At 70.1% G+C, this 15,492-nt stretch carries 14 protein-coding genes; 7 read left to right on the top strand and 7 right to left on the bottom strand.

Annotation, left to right across the window (positions count from 1 at the left end):
- Positions 1 to 3: 3 nt before the first annotated feature.
- On the bottom strand, positions 4 to 627 hold the full coding sequence (gene trhA / locus AC07OH_RS03350; protein ID WP_495299577.1) for a PAQR family membrane homeostasis protein TrhA: 624 nt from the start codon (positions 625 to 627) through the stop codon (positions 4 to 6).
- A 193-nt stretch (positions 628 to 820) separates the two neighbouring features.
- On the opposite strand from trhA, the gene AC07OH_RS03355 reads away from it, so the two are divergent.
- The gene (locus AC07OH_RS03355) at positions 821 to 1,816 is read left to right on the top strand and encodes a sialic acid TRAP transporter substrate-binding protein SiaP (RefSeq protein WP_495299578.1); all 996 of its coding nucleotides are present in this window, start codon (positions 821 to 823) and stop codon (positions 1,814 to 1,816) included.
- Here AC07OH_RS03355 and AC07OH_RS03360 read toward each other — a convergent pair.
- Positions 1,813 to 2,832, bottom strand: a complete 1,020-nt coding sequence (locus AC07OH_RS03360; RefSeq protein WP_495299579.1) for an AraC family transcriptional regulator — start codon at positions 2,830 to 2,832, stop codon at positions 1,813 to 1,815. The genes AC07OH_RS03355 and AC07OH_RS03360 overlap by 4 nt on opposite strands.
- A gap of 140 nt (positions 2,833 to 2,972) precedes the next feature.
- Here AC07OH_RS03360 and AC07OH_RS03365 point away from each other — a divergent pair, with 140 nt between their 5' ends.
- Positions 2,973 to 3,764: a crotonase/enoyl-CoA hydratase family protein gene (locus AC07OH_RS03365; protein WP_255221122.1), complete on the top strand. Its 792-nt coding sequence runs from the start codon at positions 2,973 to 2,975 to the stop codon at positions 3,762 to 3,764.
- Positions 3,765 to 3,773: 9 nt separating this feature from the next.
- On the opposite strand, the gene AC07OH_RS03370 is transcribed toward AC07OH_RS03365, so the two are convergent.
- Together AC07OH_RS03370 and AC07OH_RS03375 are read right to left on the bottom strand one after the other, a co-directional pair.
- Positions 3,774 to 5,198, bottom strand: a complete 1,425-nt coding sequence (locus AC07OH_RS03370; RefSeq protein WP_495299580.1) for a GTPase/DUF3482 domain-containing protein — start codon at positions 5,196 to 5,198, stop codon at positions 3,774 to 3,776.
- Entirely contained in the window at positions 5,195 to 6,583 is a 1,389-nt protein-coding gene (locus tag AC07OH_RS03375) for a DUF2868 domain-containing protein (protein ID WP_495299581.1), read from the bottom strand. Before AC07OH_RS03375 ends, AC07OH_RS03370 begins: the two co-directional genes overlap by 4 nt.
- Positions 6,584 to 7,022: 439 nt before the next feature.
- Between AC07OH_RS03375 and tssE the strand changes: the two genes are divergently transcribed.
- Together tssE and tssF are read left to right on the top strand one after the other, a co-directional pair.
- Positions 7,023 to 7,613 (top strand): type VI secretion system baseplate subunit TssE, encoded by a 591-nt coding sequence (gene tssE / locus AC07OH_RS03380; protein ID WP_495299582.1) that lies wholly within the window; start codon positions 7,023 to 7,025, stop codon positions 7,611 to 7,613.
- Positions 7,614 to 7,671: 58 nt separating this feature from the next.
- Positions 7,672 to 9,552: a type VI secretion system baseplate subunit TssF gene (gene tssF / locus AC07OH_RS03385; protein WP_495299583.1), complete on the top strand. Its 1,881-nt coding sequence runs from the start codon at positions 7,672 to 7,674 to the stop codon at positions 9,550 to 9,552.
- Here the strand turns inward: tssF and AC07OH_RS03390 are convergent.
- On the bottom strand, positions 9,549 to 10,142 hold the full coding sequence (locus AC07OH_RS03390; RefSeq protein WP_139706177.1) for a TetR/AcrR family transcriptional regulator: 594 nt from the start codon (positions 10,140 to 10,142) through the stop codon (positions 9,549 to 9,551). The genes tssF and AC07OH_RS03390 overlap by 4 nt on opposite strands.
- Before the next feature lie 85 nt (positions 10,143 to 10,227).
- Here AC07OH_RS03390 and AC07OH_RS03395 point away from each other — a divergent pair, with 85 nt between their 5' ends.
- Positions 10,228 to 10,656 (top strand): VOC family protein, encoded by a 429-nt coding sequence (locus AC07OH_RS03395; protein WP_495299584.1) that lies wholly within the window; start codon positions 10,228 to 10,230, stop codon positions 10,654 to 10,656.
- A 109-nt stretch (positions 10,657 to 10,765) separates the two neighbouring features.
- On the opposite strand, the gene AC07OH_RS03400 is transcribed toward AC07OH_RS03395, so the two are convergent.
- Positions 10,766 to 12,622, bottom strand: a complete 1,857-nt coding sequence (locus AC07OH_RS03400) for an ABC transporter ATP-binding protein (RefSeq protein WP_495299585.1) — start codon at positions 12,620 to 12,622, stop codon at positions 10,766 to 10,768.
- A 94-nt stretch (positions 12,623 to 12,716) separates the two neighbouring features.
- Positions 12,717 to 13,652 (bottom strand): LysR family transcriptional regulator, encoded by a 936-nt coding sequence (locus AC07OH_RS03405; RefSeq protein WP_495299586.1) that lies wholly within the window; start codon positions 13,650 to 13,652, stop codon positions 12,717 to 12,719.
- A gap of 100 nt (positions 13,653 to 13,752) precedes the next feature.
- On the opposite strand from AC07OH_RS03405, the gene AC07OH_RS03410 reads away from it, so the two are divergent.
- Complete coding sequence (locus AC07OH_RS03410; RefSeq protein WP_495299587.1) at positions 13,753 to 14,580, top strand: DODA-type extradiol aromatic ring-opening family dioxygenase; 828 nt, start codon at positions 13,753 to 13,755, stop codon at positions 14,578 to 14,580.
- A gap of 31 nt (positions 14,581 to 14,611) precedes the next feature.
- Positions 14,612 to 15,490, top strand: a complete 879-nt coding sequence (locus tag AC07OH_RS03415; RefSeq protein ID WP_495299588.1) for an alpha/beta fold hydrolase — start codon at positions 14,612 to 14,614, stop codon at positions 15,488 to 15,490.
- The last annotated feature ends 2 nt before the right edge of the window (positions 15,491 to 15,492 follow it).

Genomic DNA, 15,492 nt, shown 5'->3' on the forward strand with positions numbered 1-15,492 from the left:
GCGTCAGAGCACGAACCACCCCACGGCCACATAGTGGCTCGCGGTGCCGGCCAGCACGAACAGGTGCCAGGCGCCGTGCGCGTGGCGCAGCCCCCGCCGGTTGCGATAGAACACCGTGCCCACCGTGTAGAGCACGCCGCCCGCGACCAGCCAGGCCAGGCCGGTGGCGTGCAGCTTGGCCGCCAGCGGCGCGGCGGCCAGCACGCCGAGCCAGCCCATGCCGATGTACAGCGGCAGCGAAGGCTTCTTCGCCGCGTCGGCTGTCGCGGGTTTCAGCTCGCGCCAGATGCCGAAGCACGCCGCGCTCCAGATCGCTGCGAGCAGCAGCCAGCCCCAGGGGCCTTGCAGCGTGACGAGCGCGAAGGGCGTGTAGGTGCCCGCGATGAGCAGGAAGATTGCGCAGTGGTCGGCGCGCTCCCACAGGCGCTTGCTGCGGCCGCGCGTGCTGTGAAAGAGCGTGGAGGCCGCGTACAGCGCCACCGCCGAGAGCGAGAACACCAGCCCGCCCGCGATGCGCGCCGGGTCGCCCGTGGGCAGCGTCTTGGCGAGCAGCAACGCGGCCGCCGGCAGCGCGAGCAGCAGGCCGAACAGGTGGCTGTAGCCGTTGAGTCGTTCGCCGGGGTACATGGGATGGAATGGAGTGGGCGCGTCGGGCGCCCGCGATCCTAGGCAACCCCCATGACTGCCCCGTGACCGGGCAAACCCTGTCTGGATTCTGGTTGCAAATGTTTACATTCAGCGGCCGGGACGCATTCCCGACACCCGCCGCGTGCTTTGGCGCACCCGCGCCGGCGGGCCTTCTCACCGTGAGGGACTGCCGATGAAAAAAAGTTTGATGTCGTGGCGCCGGGCTGCTGCCCTGTGCGTCGCCGTGGGGAGCGCCGCTGCCGCTTGTGCGCAAGTGCAGCAGTTCAAGTGGGGCCACATCTACGAGCCCGCGAGCATCTTTCACCAGCAGGCCGAACTGGCGGCGCGCAAGATCGCCGAGCAGTCCGAGGGCAAGATCAAGATCGAGGTGGTGCCCGCCTCGAAGCTGGGGCAGGAGCGCGACTACGCGCTGATGCTCGCCAACGATTCCATGCAGATCGCCTACGTCGGGCAGGCCACGCTGGCCGAGGGCTATCCGCCGCTGGGCCTGGGCAGCTACCCCTTCGCCTTCAAGGACCTGGACCACGTGCGCAAGTACCTCGCCAGCCCGCTGCTCGCGGACCTGATGAAGGGCTACAACGAACGCAGCGGCAACCGCATGGTCGCGTCGGTCTACTACGGCGCGCGGCAGGTGACCTCGGGCAAGCCGCTGCAACGCCCCGAGGACTTTCGCGACCTGCGCCTGTACGTGCCCGACGCCGCGGCCTACCAGCTCTTCGCCACCGCGCTCGACGCCAAGCCCGTGTCGCTGCCGTTCAACAGCCTGTACGGCGCGCTCAAGAAGAACGAGGTCGAGGCGCAGGAGCATCCGCTGGGCACGGTGCGCGCCAAGCAGCTGTACGAGGTGCAGAAGTACGTGCAGCTCACAGGCCACATCTACGACACGCTGGGCATCGTCATCGGCAAGGCGGCCTGGGCCCGGCTCACACCGGCGCAGCAGGCCATGGTGGAGAAGACGCTGGCCGACACGGCCAAGTGGACCAACGTCGGCGTGATCGCCAGCGAGCTCGAAGACGAGCAGTTCCTGCGCGGCAAGGGCATGACGGTGCAGCCGGTCAACCGCCTGCCGCTGCTGGAGCGCGTGACGAAGCGCTCGACGCCCGAGCAGATGGGCGCGCGGCCAGGCGACTTCGCCAAGCTGCAGGCGCTGGCCGGCGCAGCGAACTAACCAGCCCGCTGCCGGTAGCCGCGCGGCGTGCTGCCGGTCCACGTTCGAAAGGCGCGGTGGAAGGCCGGCGTGTTGTCGAAGCCGACCGAGGCGGCGATGCGGTCGATGGGCTCGCGCGTCTTCACGAGGCGCTGGATCGCGAGGTCGCGCCGCACCTCTTCCTTCAGTGCGCGAAAGCTGGTGCCCTCGGCCGCGAGCTGGCGCGACAGCGCGCGTTCCGACATGTGCACCGCGCGCGCCGCCGCGCCCAGCGTGGCATCCGAGGCGAGGTGCGCGGCGACGAACTCGCGCACCGTGGCGCTGGTGGTGCCGTGGTCGAAGGTGACGAAGATCCAGTCGTCGGGCGCGCGGCGCACGAAGTCGAGCAGCTCGGCGCGCGTGCGCTGGAAGGTCTGGCGCAGTACCGGTTCGGCAAAGCGCACGGAAGATGTGTCCTGCTCGAACTGCAGCGGGCCCGGGAACAGGTTGGCGTACTCGTCGAAGCGCGCGGGGCGCGGGAACGCAAAGCCGACGCCCAGAACCGGCAGCTGCCGCCCCATGAGCCACGAGGCCACGCCGTGGATCAGCTTGACCATCAGCGCATGGCCGAAGGGCGTGGTGGGCCGCGCGGCGGCTTCGGGGTGCGGCGCGATGGCGATCGTGGCCACGCCGTGGGCGCGCGTCATGCGCAGGCGGTGGTCGTCCAGCAGCAGGTTCCAGAAGCGCGCGAAGCGGTACATGGCGACCATGAGCGAGGGCGCGTCGAGCAGGCTGAGCCCGAGGTACTTGAGCGCGCCCGCGCGGATCGGGCGCGACCACAGGCCCAGCATCTCGTCGCCCATGAAGAGCGACACGCACTCGTACATGCGCACGAACTGCTCGCGCGTGACGCGTGCGCCGTCCTGGCGCAGCAGCTGCGGCGACAGGCCGGCCTGCGCGGCCAGCAGGTCGATGTCGCGCGGGCTGAGCTGGCGGCGTGCGCCGCTCAGCAGGTGCTGCAGGAAGCTGACGGCGACGGTAGCGCGCTCTGGCGGCATGACGGGTTCAAACGACGGTTGGCGGAATCTGCAAATGAATGGGCGCGATCTGCAAGCAATGGCGCGGCGCCTAGGGCTATCTTAGCCCTGAAGCGCCCCATTCCGGTGGCGGAACCCGCAACAACCCAAGGAGCCCTGCCGTGATCGAACGGAACGTCACCCTGCACATGGACGAAGAGGTCGCCGTCGTGACCCTGAACCGTCCCGCCAAGCGCAACGCCATCGACGAGGCCACGCTGGCCGCGCTGGACGCCGTGTTCTCCGCACTGCCGCGCGAGGCCAAGGCCGTGGTGCTGACCGGCGCGGGGCCGCATTTCTGTGCCGGGCTCGACCTCAAGGAACACCATGACAAGGAACGCACGGCGGTCGACTTCATGCGCGTGTGCCAGCGCTGGCACAGCACCTTCGACAAGATCCAGTACGGCGGCATCCCGGTGGTCGCGGCGCTGCACGGTGCGGTGGTCGGCGGCGGGCTGGAGCTGGCGGCGGCCACGCACGTGCGCGTGGCCGACCCGTCGACCTACTTCGCGCTGCCCGAGGGGCAGAAGGGCATCTTCACGGGCGGCGGCGCGACGGTGCGCGTGGCGCGCATCATCACGCCGGGCCGCATGGTCGAGATGATGCTCACCGGCCGCGTGCTCGACGCCCGCGCCGGCAAGACGCTGGGCCTGGCACACGAGATCGCCGCACCCGGCGAGAGCCTGCGTGCCGCGATGGTGCTGGCCAAGCGCGTGGCGAAGAACGCGGCACTGTCGAACTACGCGATGGTCACGTCGATCAGCCGCATCGCCGACATGTCGGCCACCGACGGCATGTTCGCCGAGTCGCTGATGGCGGCGGTGGTGCAGACCGGCGGGGAAGTGCAGACGCGGTTGGGGGCGTTTGTCGACAAGTCATTGGCGAAAGTAACGCCAGAGCAAGTGGCGGGCTGAGGCCCGGCGTCAGGCGTCGAAGGCGCGCCGCAGTTCGCTCGACAGCGTGCCGGCCAGCGCCTCGCGCTGCGGTGCGGGGCGCCAGAAGCTGCGCGTGAGGGCGCCGGTCGATTCCCATTCGGGATGGCTGCGCGCTGGTTGCACCGCACGCACCGCGCCCGCGGCGGCACGCATGAGCGTGTCGTCCTCGTCCGCCGACGGGGCCTCGGCCCGGATGCGCTCGACGGCCGCATGGCCGCGCCGCTCCAGTGCCTGCGCCAGCTGCAGCTGCCATGCCGCCAGCGTGAACAGCACGCTGTCTTCCACCGTGAGCTCGTGCATGTCGCGCAGCTTGTTGGCCAGCTTGCGCCCGAGCGGCCCCCAGCCCTGCGACACCGCACCGCCGATGGCGCCGCCCAGCGCCGCGCCCGCGCCCAGCGACAGCCCCGCCACCGCGAGGTCGGCCACCACGCCAACGGCCGCGCCGATGACCGCGCCCTTGCCCAGGCGCAGGCCCGCGTCCTTCATCGCCTCGGGGTTGAAGAAGTCGAGCGTCCAGCGGCCTTCGATGATCGGCAGCGGCGCTTCGTCGGCGTCGCCCTGGCGAAAGCCGTAGAGCGCGAGCAGGTCGTCGGTGCAGCGCTGGGCCTTGTCGAACACGTCCTTCTGCACGCCGGCGACCAGCGCCTGGCGGCGCGTGGCGTCGGCGAACTCGGCGGCGGGCACGGTGCGGCGGATGGCCGCGGCATCGACCAGCAGGTCCGCGATGCGCGTGCAGGCCGACTGGCGGCGCGCGTCGGCCTCGGCATCGAGCGCGTCGACCACGCCGCGCAGCGCGTCGCGGCGGTCGCGCAGCAGGGTGGCCAGGTCGTTGTAGAGGTCGTGCTCGGCGCCCACGAACGGCGCCGCCGCATCGAAGCGCACCTGCACGTGCAGGCCGTAGGCCGAGAGCAGTTCTTTCCAGGCCGGCTCGCGGCTGGCGGCATCGCGCACGAAGTTGAGCACCGGCAGCACCGGACGCGCGCAGGAGTTCAGGAGCTCGATCTCGTCGCGGAACTTGGGCAGCACCGGCTCGCGCACGTCGATCACGAGAAAGGCGGCGTCGATGTCGAGCATCGCGCGCAGCACCTTGGCCTCCTGCTCGAACACGCCGTGCGCCTCGGGGCCCTGCAGGAAGCGGCGGATGCGCTCGGGCGGCGTGGCCTGCTGGGCGGCGTCGAGGCCGGCCAGGTGCTCGCGCAGCGCGACCGCGTCTTCCAGGCCCGGCGTGTCGAGGAAGCGCACGGCCGGCTGGCCGTTCACCTCGAGATCGACCGACTCGACATGGCGCGTGGTGCCCGGGCGCTGCGACACCTCGCCGAAGTTCACGCGCCGCGTGAGCGTGCGCAGCAGCGAGGTCTTGCCCGCGTTGGTGTGGCCGACGACGGCAATGCGGATCGGGGTCGGGGAGGTCATGCGGTCGCGGTGCCTTCCGTGAAGACGGCATCGAGCCGGTCGCTCGCGACCACATGGGCGAGCCCTGCGTCGCGCAGCCAGTCGCGCCAGCGCTGCGTGGCGGCGGCGTTGGGCGCGTCGGCCAGCCAGAGGCGGCATTCGCCGCAATGCGTCAGCACCTCACGCAGGAAGCGCTCGGTGCCGCGGTCGGGGCTCGAGGCCGCATGGCAGACCAGCAGCACGGTGCGCGGGTGGACCTGCGCGAGCTGGTCGAGCAGTGCGCGGCGCGCCGGCGCGCTGCCGTCGATGCGGACCGCCGATGCCGGCAAGCCGGCGGGCGGCCAGGGCAGGTCGGGCGGCAGTTCGAAGCCGACGACGAAGAGGCCGTCGTGCTGCTCGGAGGCCGGCAGGCCGGTGGGTGCGGCGGGGTGCGCGCGGCCCGGGTCGGCATCGACGATGGCGGGTGGCGCCAGCGCGGCGAAACGGGCCAGCAGCTTGCGGTAGTAGGGCGCCTGCCAGTCGGGCTGCAAGGCGGGGCGGCGATGGCGGCAGACGGCGGCGCTCAGCAGCACCAGCGCCAGGCGCGGCAGCAGGCCGTACACCGCGATGCAGCCGGTGAGCCACAGCGCCCAGGTGCGCTGGGCCGCGGCGACTGGGGTGGCCGATTGCACGGTGGCCGCATCGGGCACGGGAAAGCCGAGTTGCGCCGGCAGCCAGCCCAGCGCCTGCACCACGCGTACGAAGAAGGCGGGTTCGAGGATGGTGGTTTCCCAGCTCAGCGTGTAGCTGCGAAAGGCCAGGGCGAACAGCATCGCGGCCAGCACCACGGCGAACGACAGCGCCCAGATGCCGTGGCTCACGAGCCCGAAGGCCCAGGGCAGCAAACGCGCACGCGTCAAGAGCCCCGTGGCCGCGCGCACCAATTGCGGCGCCTGCCCGCGCTGGCCGCCCGCCACGCGCGCCGTGAGCGACAGCCACAGCCAGCCCAGCGAGGCCGTGCCGAAGGTGCCCGACGGCAACCACAGGCCGGCCAGCCACAAGAGCAGCGTGAGCGCGTGCAGGCCCAGCAAGCTCACGAGCGCGACGATCACGTTGATGTGGCGGTCGTTGCCGCCGACCACCTGGCCGGCGAGGCCCAGCCCCGCGATCACGACCAGCGCCACCAGCGCCAGCAGCACCCACGGTGCCCATTGCCGGCCGCGCGCGAGTTCGGCCTGCAGGCCCATGCGCTCGCCGAGCTGGCGGGCGCGTTCAACGATGCGGGTGGGGCCGTCGGCTGCGCGCGAGGCCGCGGTGCGAAGGGCCGACGCGTCGTCGAGCGGGCCGTTCTGTTCGGTCCATCGGACCGCCTCGGTGATCACCGCATCCGGAAAAGCAGGTGCGCGCAGCGCGGTGGTGGTGATCAACAGGGTCCCTTCTTCTTCGCCAATGACGCCCCGGCGCAGCAAAGCGGCGGCGGGGCGCGCAAATTATGCCCGGCGCATGCAGAAGGCCTGCCCAAGAGAAACGGGGCCGCGAACGGCCCCGTGGCGCTGCGCTTGCGGTTTCAGCGCAGGCCGAAGAACGACAGCACGGCGACGACGACCACGACCAGGCCGACGATGTAGATGATGGAATTCACGCGAAGGCTCCTTGTGGTTGGCGATGACCCAGCATCGGCCGCCCATCGGCACGTGGGTGTCGGCGAGAGACGGTGCGTGCTGTAGGACTTGCGAAGCGTGAACGCGACGACAAATGCCCGGTGCGGGCGTGCGCGTGCGCGCCCGACCCCGCTGTGTGACCATTGTTTGCAATGAGCGGCGGGCATCCACGCAAGACTCTGCCCCTTCCAGAAAAGGCCAGGTCATGCGGCTCACCGAGCAATCCCCGTTCACAGGTTCCCACCCCGCGCACCCCGGCGCCCGCGCGCCCCGCGGGCCCGATGCACCCGCCGCGCCGCGCGTCAACGCGCAGCTGCTGCCCACGCTGTTCGACCGCCTGCGCGACGAGGCGCCCAGCCGCACCACCGAGCTGCCGTCGGAGTACACGGCCACGCCGGCCCGGATGCGCGAGATCATCCAGCGCGACCTGGCCCTCCTGTTCAACACCACCAACGCCGAAGACCTGATCGACCGCGTGCGCCATGCCGACGCGGCGTCTTCCACCGTCAACTACGGCGTGCCGCCGCTGGCCGGCAGCTACCTGTCGGAGCGCAAGTGGGCGGACATCGAACGCATCATCCGCCGCGCCATCCACGACTACGAGCCGCGCCTGATTGCCGACAGCGTGCAGGTCGTGCCGCTCATGAAGGAAGACGGCGCGGCCGAGGCCTACAACGTGCTGCTGTTCGAGATCCGCGCGCTCATTCACCTGAAGCCGTACCCGCTGGCCTTCACGGTGCAAAGCGCGGTCGACCTCGAGACCAACCGCATGCGCATCGTCGGCGCGGCGGACTGAAGCCTGTCTGTCTTTCATTTCTCCTTTACTTCAACCACGCCAGGGAAGGCTCACCGTCATGGACCCGCAACTCCTCGAGTACTACAACCGGGAACTCGTCTACATGCGCGAGGCGGCGAGCGAGTTCGCCGCCTCGCACCCCAAGATCGCGCGCCGCCTGGGCATGCACGGCATCGAGGTGGCCGACCCGTACGTGGAGCGGCTCATCGAGTCGTTCAGCTTCATGTCGGCGCGCATGCAGATCAAGCTCGACGCCGAATTTCCGCGCTTCACGCAGCGCCTGCTCGAGGTGCTGTACCCCAACTACCTGAGCCCCACGCCGTCGATGGCCGTGGCGCAGCTGCATCCCAGCGTGAAGGAGGGCGACTTCACGCGCGGCTTCGTGGTGCCGCGCGGCACGGCCTTCCACGCGCGCGTGCCCGCGGGCGAGCAGACGCCGTGCGAGTTCCGCTCCAGTCAGGACGTGACGCTGTGGCCCTTCGAGATCGTCGAAGCGCGTCTCACCGGCGCGCCGCCCGACATCCCGGCGCTGGAGCGCTACGTGCCGCCGCATGTGCAGGTGACGGGCGCGCTGCGCCTGCGGCTGCGCATCGTGGGCGAGATGGGCTTCTCGGCACTGTCGGGGCTCGACCGGCTGCCCATCTACCTGCGCGGCAACGAGCAGGTGGCGTCGCACCTGTTCGAGCTGCTGCACACATCGGCGGTCGCGACCTTCATTGGCGAGCCGGGCCAGCTGATGGACCGGCCGCACGTCGTGACCGAAGGCGCGCTGGTGCACGAAGGGCTGGGGCCGGGCGAAGGCCTGCTGCCGCTGGCGTGGAACACCTTCCACGGCCACAACCTGCTGCACGAATACTTCGCGTGCCCCGAGCGCTTCTACTTCTTCACGCTCACGCAGCTCGCGCCGGGGCTGGCGCGCATTCCCGGCAAGGAGGTCGAGATCGTCGTGCTGCTGAGCAAGCCGCCCGGCGCGCTGGGGGCGCTGGTCGATGCGGCGCAGTTCGCGCTGTTCAGCACGCCGGTGGTCAACCTGTTCGAGCGGCGGACCGACCGCATTGAACTCGACAGCGCGCAGACCGAGTTCCACCTCGTGCCCGACCGTTCACGGCCGATGGATTTCGAGGTGTATTCGGTGCAGCGCATCGCCGGCCAGCAGGCGCGCACCACGGCCGAGATCGACTTCCGCCCGCTCTACCAGACGCTCAACGAAGACGAAGGCAACCACGGCCGCTACTTCTCGGTGCGGCGCGAACCGCGGCTGGTCTCCGAAACGGCGCGCAAGTACGGCACGCGCACGCCGTACATCGGCACCGAGGTGTTTCTGTCGCTGGTCGACCAGCAGGAGGCACCGTACCCCGAGAGCCTGCGCTACCTGTCGGTGAAGGCGATGCTCACCAACCGCGACCTGCCGTGCCTCGTGCCGCGCAACGGGCAGGCCGACCTCGCGGTGGCCGATTCGATCCCGGTGTCGGCCGTGGGCCTGATCCGTGCGCCGAGCACGCCCAAGTCGCCGTTCGCACAGCGCGAGATCGCGTGGCGGTTGATCCGCCAGCTGGGCTTCAACCACCTGCCGCTGGCCGACATGCCGCACCGCGAAGGCGCGCAGGCGCTGCGCGACATGCTGCGGCTGTTCGTCACCGCCGACAACGACGTGCTGCGCCGGCAGATCGACTGCCTCGTCGGCTCGCGCATCGAACCCGTGACGCGGCGCCTGCCGGGCGCGGGGCCGCTGATCTACGGGCGCGGCGTGCAGTGCACGCTGAGCGTCGATGAAGAAGGGTTCTCGGGCACGAGCCCGTACCTGCTGGGGCTGGTGCTGGAGCACTACCTCGCGCGGCATGTGAGCATCAACGTGTTCACGCAGACCACGCTCGAATCGATGCAGCGTGGCACCGTCGCCAAGTGGCCCGTGCGCATGGGCGGGCGAGGCGCGGTCTAGTTTCTCCTGGGCGGGAGCGCCTGCTCCAGCAGCCACAGCATGGCGGCCCGCACCTTGGCGGCATCGGCGCCGGCATCGATCTCCAGGGCCGCGCGGTCGAAGGCGGCCGACAGCAGGCGGGCGAGGGCGTCGAGCGACACCTCGCCCCGGCCCATTCCGGCGCGCGCCAGCCCCTGGCGCAGCGAGTTCGCCGAGGTGGCGTCGTCCATCGACATCATTTCCGCCAGGCCCAGCACGGCGGGCCCGTCGATCAGCAGCAGCCGGGTGCGCCCCGGCACCGTCATCGCCTTCAGGTAGGCCTCGCTGCCCACGAGCAGGGCCTCGCGCGGGCCGAGCTCGTCGGGCGTGGCGGCATCGATGTCGGCCGCGACCGCCTGCGCCTCGAGCAGCAGCACCTGGCGGAACAGGTCGCGCTTGTCGTTGAAGTGGTGGTACAGCGCCCCGCGCGTGATGCCGGCGGCCATGGCGATCTCGGGCGTGGAGGTGTCACCGTAGCCCTTGCTGACGAAGAGCGTGCGGGCCGCCTCGGTCAGCGCGAGGCGGGTGGTTTCGGTGCGTTCGCGGTTGGTGCGTGCCGGGGTTTTGGCCATGACCCTAATTTACATGCAGTCTGTTTGTGGATTAATATTTAACTTACATGCAGTTTGTATGTTTAATCCAAGAAGGAGCCACCCCATGAAAGTGACGAGCTATTACCCGGTGATCATGACCAACGACGTGGCCGGCACCGCGGCCTTCTACCAGGCGCATTTTGGGTTCGTGTCGCTGTTCACGACCGACTGGTATGTGCACCTGCAGCTGGCGGACGATGCCTCGGTGAACCTCGCCGTGCTCGACGGCACGCACAAGACCATTCCCGCCGAAGCGCGCGGGCAGGTGGCGGGCGGGCTGCTGTTGAACTTCGAGGTGGAAGACCCCGACGCGGTGCACGAGCGCCTGAAGGCGGCCGGCCTGCCGATCCTGCTGTCACTGCGCGACGAGGCCTTCGGCCAGCGCCACTTCATCACGCGCGACCCGAACGGCGTGCTGATCGACATCATCAAGCCGATCCCGCCGTCGGGTGAGTACGTCGCGCTGTACGAGGCCGGCACGTCGCCGAGCTAGGCTCTCCCCCAGGCTTCGCGCACTTCGTGTCGCTGCGCCAACCCCCTTCCGGGGGCAACACCTGCGGCCCGGCAAGGCCGGTTCCGCGGTGTTTCACGAAGGAGCCCGCTCAGGCGCGAAGGGCTTCGTCTTCTTCGAGCCCGTCGCCCAGGAAGCCGCCGCTCTGGTGCGCCCACAGCCGCGCATACAGGCCGCCTTGGGCCATCAGCGTGCGGTGGTCGCCTTCTTCGACGACGCGGCCTTCGTCGAGCACGATGAGCCGGTCCATCGCGGCGATGGTCGAGAGCCGGTGCGCGATGGCGATCACGGTCTTGCCTTCCATCAGCGTGTACAGGCTCTGCTGGATCGCGGCTTCGACCTCGGAGTCGAGCGCGCTCGTCGCTTCGTCGAGCAGCAGGATCGGTGCGTCTTTCAGCATCACGCGCGCAATCGCCACGCGCTGGCGCTGGCCACCCGACAGCTTCACGCCGCGCTCGCCCACGTGCGCCTCGTAGCCGCGCCGACCGCCCGCATCGCCCAGCGTCTGGATGAAGTCGTGCGCCTCGGCGCGCCTGGCGGCGGCTTCGATCTGCGCCAGCGTCGCGTCGGGCCGGCCGTAGGCGATGTTGTCGGCCACCGAGCGGTGCATGAGCGAGGTGTCCTGCGTGACCATGCCGATGTGCATGCGCAGCGAATCCTGCGTGACCTTCGAGATGTCCTGTCCGTCGATGAGGATGCGGCCGCTTTCCAGGTCATGGAAGCGCAGCAGCAGGTTCACCAGCGTCGACTTGCCGGCGCCCGAACGGCCGACCAGACCGATCTTCTCGCCGGGCCTGACCACGAGGTTCAGGTCGTCGATCACGCGGCGGCCCGCATCGCCGTAGCGGAAGCTCGCCTGCTCGAAGCGCACCTCGCCGCGCGGCACGTCGAGCACCGCGGCATCGGCCGCGTCCAGCACCGTGCGCGGGCGCGACAGCGTCTTCATGCCGTCCTGCACCGTGCCGATGTTTTCGAACAGGCTGGTCATCTCCCACATGATCCAGTGCGACATGCCCTGCAGCCGCAGCGCCATCGCCGTGGCGGCGGCCACCGCGCCCACGCCCACCGTGCCGTGCGACCACAGCCACAGCGCCATGCCCGCCATGCCGGCCGTGAGGCCCATGCTCAGCGTGTGGTTGACGATCTCGAAGGCGCTCACCAGCCGCATCTGGCCGTAGCCGGTCTTCATGAACTCGCGCATCGCGTCGCGCGCAAAGCCGGCCTCGCGCTGCGTGTGCGAGAACAGCTTGACGGTCGCGATGTTGGTGTAGGCGTCGGTCACTCGCCCGGTCATGAGCGCGCGCGCGTCGGCCTGCGCCTTGCCGACCTTGCCCAGGCGCGGCACGAAGTACACCAGCGAGGCGATGTACAGCGCCAGCCAGATGACGAAGGGCCACACCAGCTGCGCGTCGAGCACGCCCACCAGGATGATCATGGTGGCCACGTACACGCCCATGGCCACGAGCACGTCGGCCAGCACGAACACGGTCTCGCGCACGGCCAGCGCGGTCTGCATCACCTTGGCCGTGATGCGGCCCGCGAACTCGTCCTGGTAGAAGGCCATGCTCTGGCCCAGCATCAGGCGGTGGAAGTTCCAGCGCAGGCGCATCGGCAGGTTCACTGCCAGCGTCTGGTGCTTCACGATGGTCTGCAGTGCCACCACGCCGATGCTGATCACCAGGAACGCGGCCAGCCACAGCAGCGTGTCGCCGCGCTCGGCCCACAGCTTGGACGGCACCTGGCCGCCGAGCCAGTCCACGATGCGCCCGAGGATCGCGAACAGCGCGGCCTCGAAGGTCGACATCACCGCGGTGAGCACCGCCATCGCGGCGATCTTGCCGCGCACGCCGTGCGTGCAGGCCCACAGGAAGGCAAAGAAGCCCTGGGGCGGCAGCGTCGGTTCGGCGGCGGGGTACGGGGGAAGGAGTTTTTCGAAAAAGCGGAACAAGGAATCGGTCTCCAGCAGAGCCTTCGAATGTAGCCCTGCAGGCATGACCTTGCCCCGAAAAGGTGCGTTCGTGGCCGGTGCCTTCAGCAAGCCTTCAGCTGCGTCGTGTCTTGGTGTCGTCGGCCCGTGCTGCCTTTGTTTCCATGCCTCCCAGCCGCTCGCTCAGGAAGTCGATGAAAGTTCGCAGCTTGGGCGACATGTACTGCCGGCTCGTGTACACGGCGAACAGCGTGACCGGCGTGGCTTCGAACGCGGGCAGCAGCCGCACCAGCCGGCCCTGCGCCAGGTCGTCGTCGATGAGCCACACGGGCAGGTACGCGATGCCCATGTCGGCGCGCACCGCGTGCAGCGTGAGCGTGGTGTCGTCCGAACGCATCGCGGGCGTGAGCCGCAGCGGGAACATGCGCCCGCCCGGCCCCTTGAGCGCGAGGTTGTCCAGGTTCACGTAGCTGGGCACGATCGCGCCCAGCTTCGCGAGGTCGGCCGGCACCGCGGGCAGGGCGCCGTGGCGCTTCAGGTAGGCCGGCGTGCCCGTGAGATGAAAGGGCACGCGGCACAGCGGCCGCGCGATGAGCGCGGGCGAGGGCTCCTGCGTGGCGCGCAAGGCCAGGTCGTAGCCGTCGGCCGCAAGATCGACCTTGCGGTTTTCCAGGTGCATGTCGACCAGCACCTCGGGGTACGCCGCGCGGTAGTCGGCCAGCACGCGCGCAAAGCGCGGCGTGGCGCACCACACCGGCGCGCTCACCTTGAGCTGGCCGCGCGGTGTGTCGCTGGTCTGGCCGATGGCGGCCTCGGCCGCATCGAGCAGGTCGAGCGCGCGGCGGCTCTGCTCGTACCAGGCGGTGCCGGCCTCGGTCAGGCTCAGGTGGCGGCTGGAGCGGTGCAGCAGCCGCGCGCCCAGCGATTTCTCGAGTTGCGCCACGTGCTTGCTGGCCATCGGCGCCGACAGGCCCAGGCGCTCGGCCGCCGCCACGAAACTGCCGGCCTCGACGACCTCGCGGAACACGCGCAGGCTGGTCATGCGGTCCATCGATGATTTCCTGTGAAGAAAGGATTCGATGCATCGTAGCCTGTCGATTTCCTGAAAGGAAATGTCTACAGTCGATCCAACGCCTTCAAGGAGCATCGACTTGACCCACGACAACACCCCGCTTTCCCGCCTGCCCACGTACTTCATCTCGCACGGCGGCGGCCCCTGGCCCTGGATGAAGAAGGAGATGGGCGCCACCTACGACCAGCTCGCCGCTTCGCTGGCCGACATGCCGCACCAGATCGGCCGCACGCCGGCCGCGATCCTCATGATTTCGGCGCACTGGGAGTCGCCCGTGTTCACGGTGCAGGGCAACCCGCGCCCGCCCATGATCTACGACTACGGCGGCTTTCCGGCCCACACCTACGAGGTGCGCTATGCATCGCCCGGCTCGCCCGAACTCGCGCAGCGCGTGCAATCGCTGATCGCCGCCGCCGGCCTGCCGGCGCAGATCGACCCCGAGCGCGGCTACGACCACGGCATGTTCTCGCCGATGGCCGCGATCTACCCGAACGCCGACGTGCCGGTGGTGCAGCTGTCGCTGCGGCGTGGGCTCGACCCGGCCGAACACCTGGCGCTGGGCCGCGCGATCGCACCGCTGCGCGACGAGAACGTGCTCATCGTCGGCAGCGGCCTGAGCTATCACAACCTGCGCAACTTCGGCCCGCAGGCGCACGGCGTGTCCAAGACCTTCGGCGACTGGCTCGACGAGACGGCTGTGCAGGCCACGCCGCAAGCGCGCGTGCAACGCCTGCAGGACTGGGCCTCGGCCCCGTCGGCGCGCGTGGCGCACCCGCGCGAGGAGCACCTGATTCCGCTGATGGTCGCGGTGGGTGCGGCCGAGGGCGACGTCGGCGAGCGCGTCTACCACGAGGACGCCTTCATGGGCGGGCTCGTGGTGTCGAGCTACCGCTTCGGCGCGGCCTGAAGGCACGCGGGCCGCGCGGCAGAATGAAGCCATGCCCACGCCCGCTCTTCCCACCCCCGACGAATCCGCCGAAGCCCGGCGCCAGATCGCCCGCATCGAAGCCCTGTCCACCTCGCACGACCCGGTGCACGACGGCGTGCGCGTGCGCTGGCGCCGCTTCGGCACCGACACGACGCAGCCGCCCATCGTGCTGCTGCATGGCGGCCACGGCAGCTGGATGCACTGGCTGCGCAATGCCGAAGCGCTGTCGGCGCAGCGCACGCTGCTCCTGCCCGACATGCCCGGCTTTCATGATTCCGACGCGCTGCCGCGCGTGGCGCCCGGCGACGACGCGCTGGTGCCGCTGCTGGCCGCGCTCGGCGGCACGCTCGATGCGCTCGTCGGCGCCGGCACGCCCATCGACCTGGGCGGTTTCTCGTTCGGCGGGCTCACCGCCGCGCGCTTCGCGGTGCGGCGCGGCGCGATCCGCCGGCTGGCGCTGATGGGCAGCGGCGGCCACGGCACCTTGCGCCGCATGACGGTCGAGATGATCAACTGGCGCGCCGCCCCCGACCGCGAGACCGAGCGCGCCGCGCTCATGCACAACCTGGGCGCGCTGATGCTGCACGCGCCCGCCGCCATCGACCCGCTGGCCTTCGAGATCCACGACCTCTCGTGCCACGGCACGCGCTTTCGCAGCAAGGAGGTGTCCCTCTCGGGCGGCCTGCAGGCCGCGATCGACGCGCTGGGCGTGCCGACGCTGCTGCTGTGGGGCGAGTTCGACGTCACCGCCGATTCGCGCCCGCTGGTGGCGAAACTGGCCAGCGAAGGTCCTGGCCGCGAAGGCGTGGTGATCGACGGCGCGGGGCACTGGGTGCAGTACGAACGCGCCGACGAGACCAATGCGCGGCTGCTGAAGTTCTTCGGCTGAAC

It is taken from the genome of Variovorax sp. GW821-FHT10C12, from assembly GCF_059415405.1.

Bases quoted from the DNA above. Each gene is read 5' to 3' on its own strand.
- trhA (WP_495299577.1), bottom strand. From the start codon at position 627: ATGTACCCCGGCGAACGACTCAACGGCTACAGCCACCTGTTCGGCCTG.
- AC07OH_RS03355 (WP_495299578.1), top strand. From the start codon at position 821: ATGAAAAAAAGTTTGATGTCGTGGCGCCGGGCTGCTGCCCTGTGCGTC.
- AC07OH_RS03360 (WP_495299579.1), bottom strand. From the start codon at position 2,832: ATGCCGCCAGAGCGCGCTACCGTCGCCGTCAGCTTCCTGCAGCACCTG.
- AC07OH_RS03370 (WP_495299580.1), bottom strand. From the start codon at position 5,198: ATGACCTCCCCGACCCCGATCCGCATTGCCGTCGTCGGCCACACCAAC.
- tssE (WP_495299582.1), top strand. From the start codon at position 7,023: ATGCGGCTCACCGAGCAATCCCCGTTCACAGGTTCCCACCCCGCGCAC.
- tssF (WP_495299583.1), top strand. From the start codon at position 7,672: ATGGACCCGCAACTCCTCGAGTACTACAACCGGGAACTCGTCTACATG.
- AC07OH_RS03390 (WP_139706177.1), bottom strand. From the start codon at position 10,142: ATGGCCAAAACCCCGGCACGCACCAACCGCGAACGCACCGAAACCACC.
- AC07OH_RS03395 (WP_495299584.1), top strand. From the start codon at position 10,228: ATGAAAGTGACGAGCTATTACCCGGTGATCATGACCAACGACGTGGCC.
- AC07OH_RS03405 (WP_495299586.1), bottom strand. From the start codon at position 13,652: ATGGACCGCATGACCAGCCTGCGCGTGTTCCGCGAGGTCGTCGAGGCC.
- AC07OH_RS03415 (WP_495299588.1), top strand. From the start codon at position 14,612: ATGCCCACGCCCGCTCTTCCCACCCCCGACGAATCCGCCGAAGCCCGG.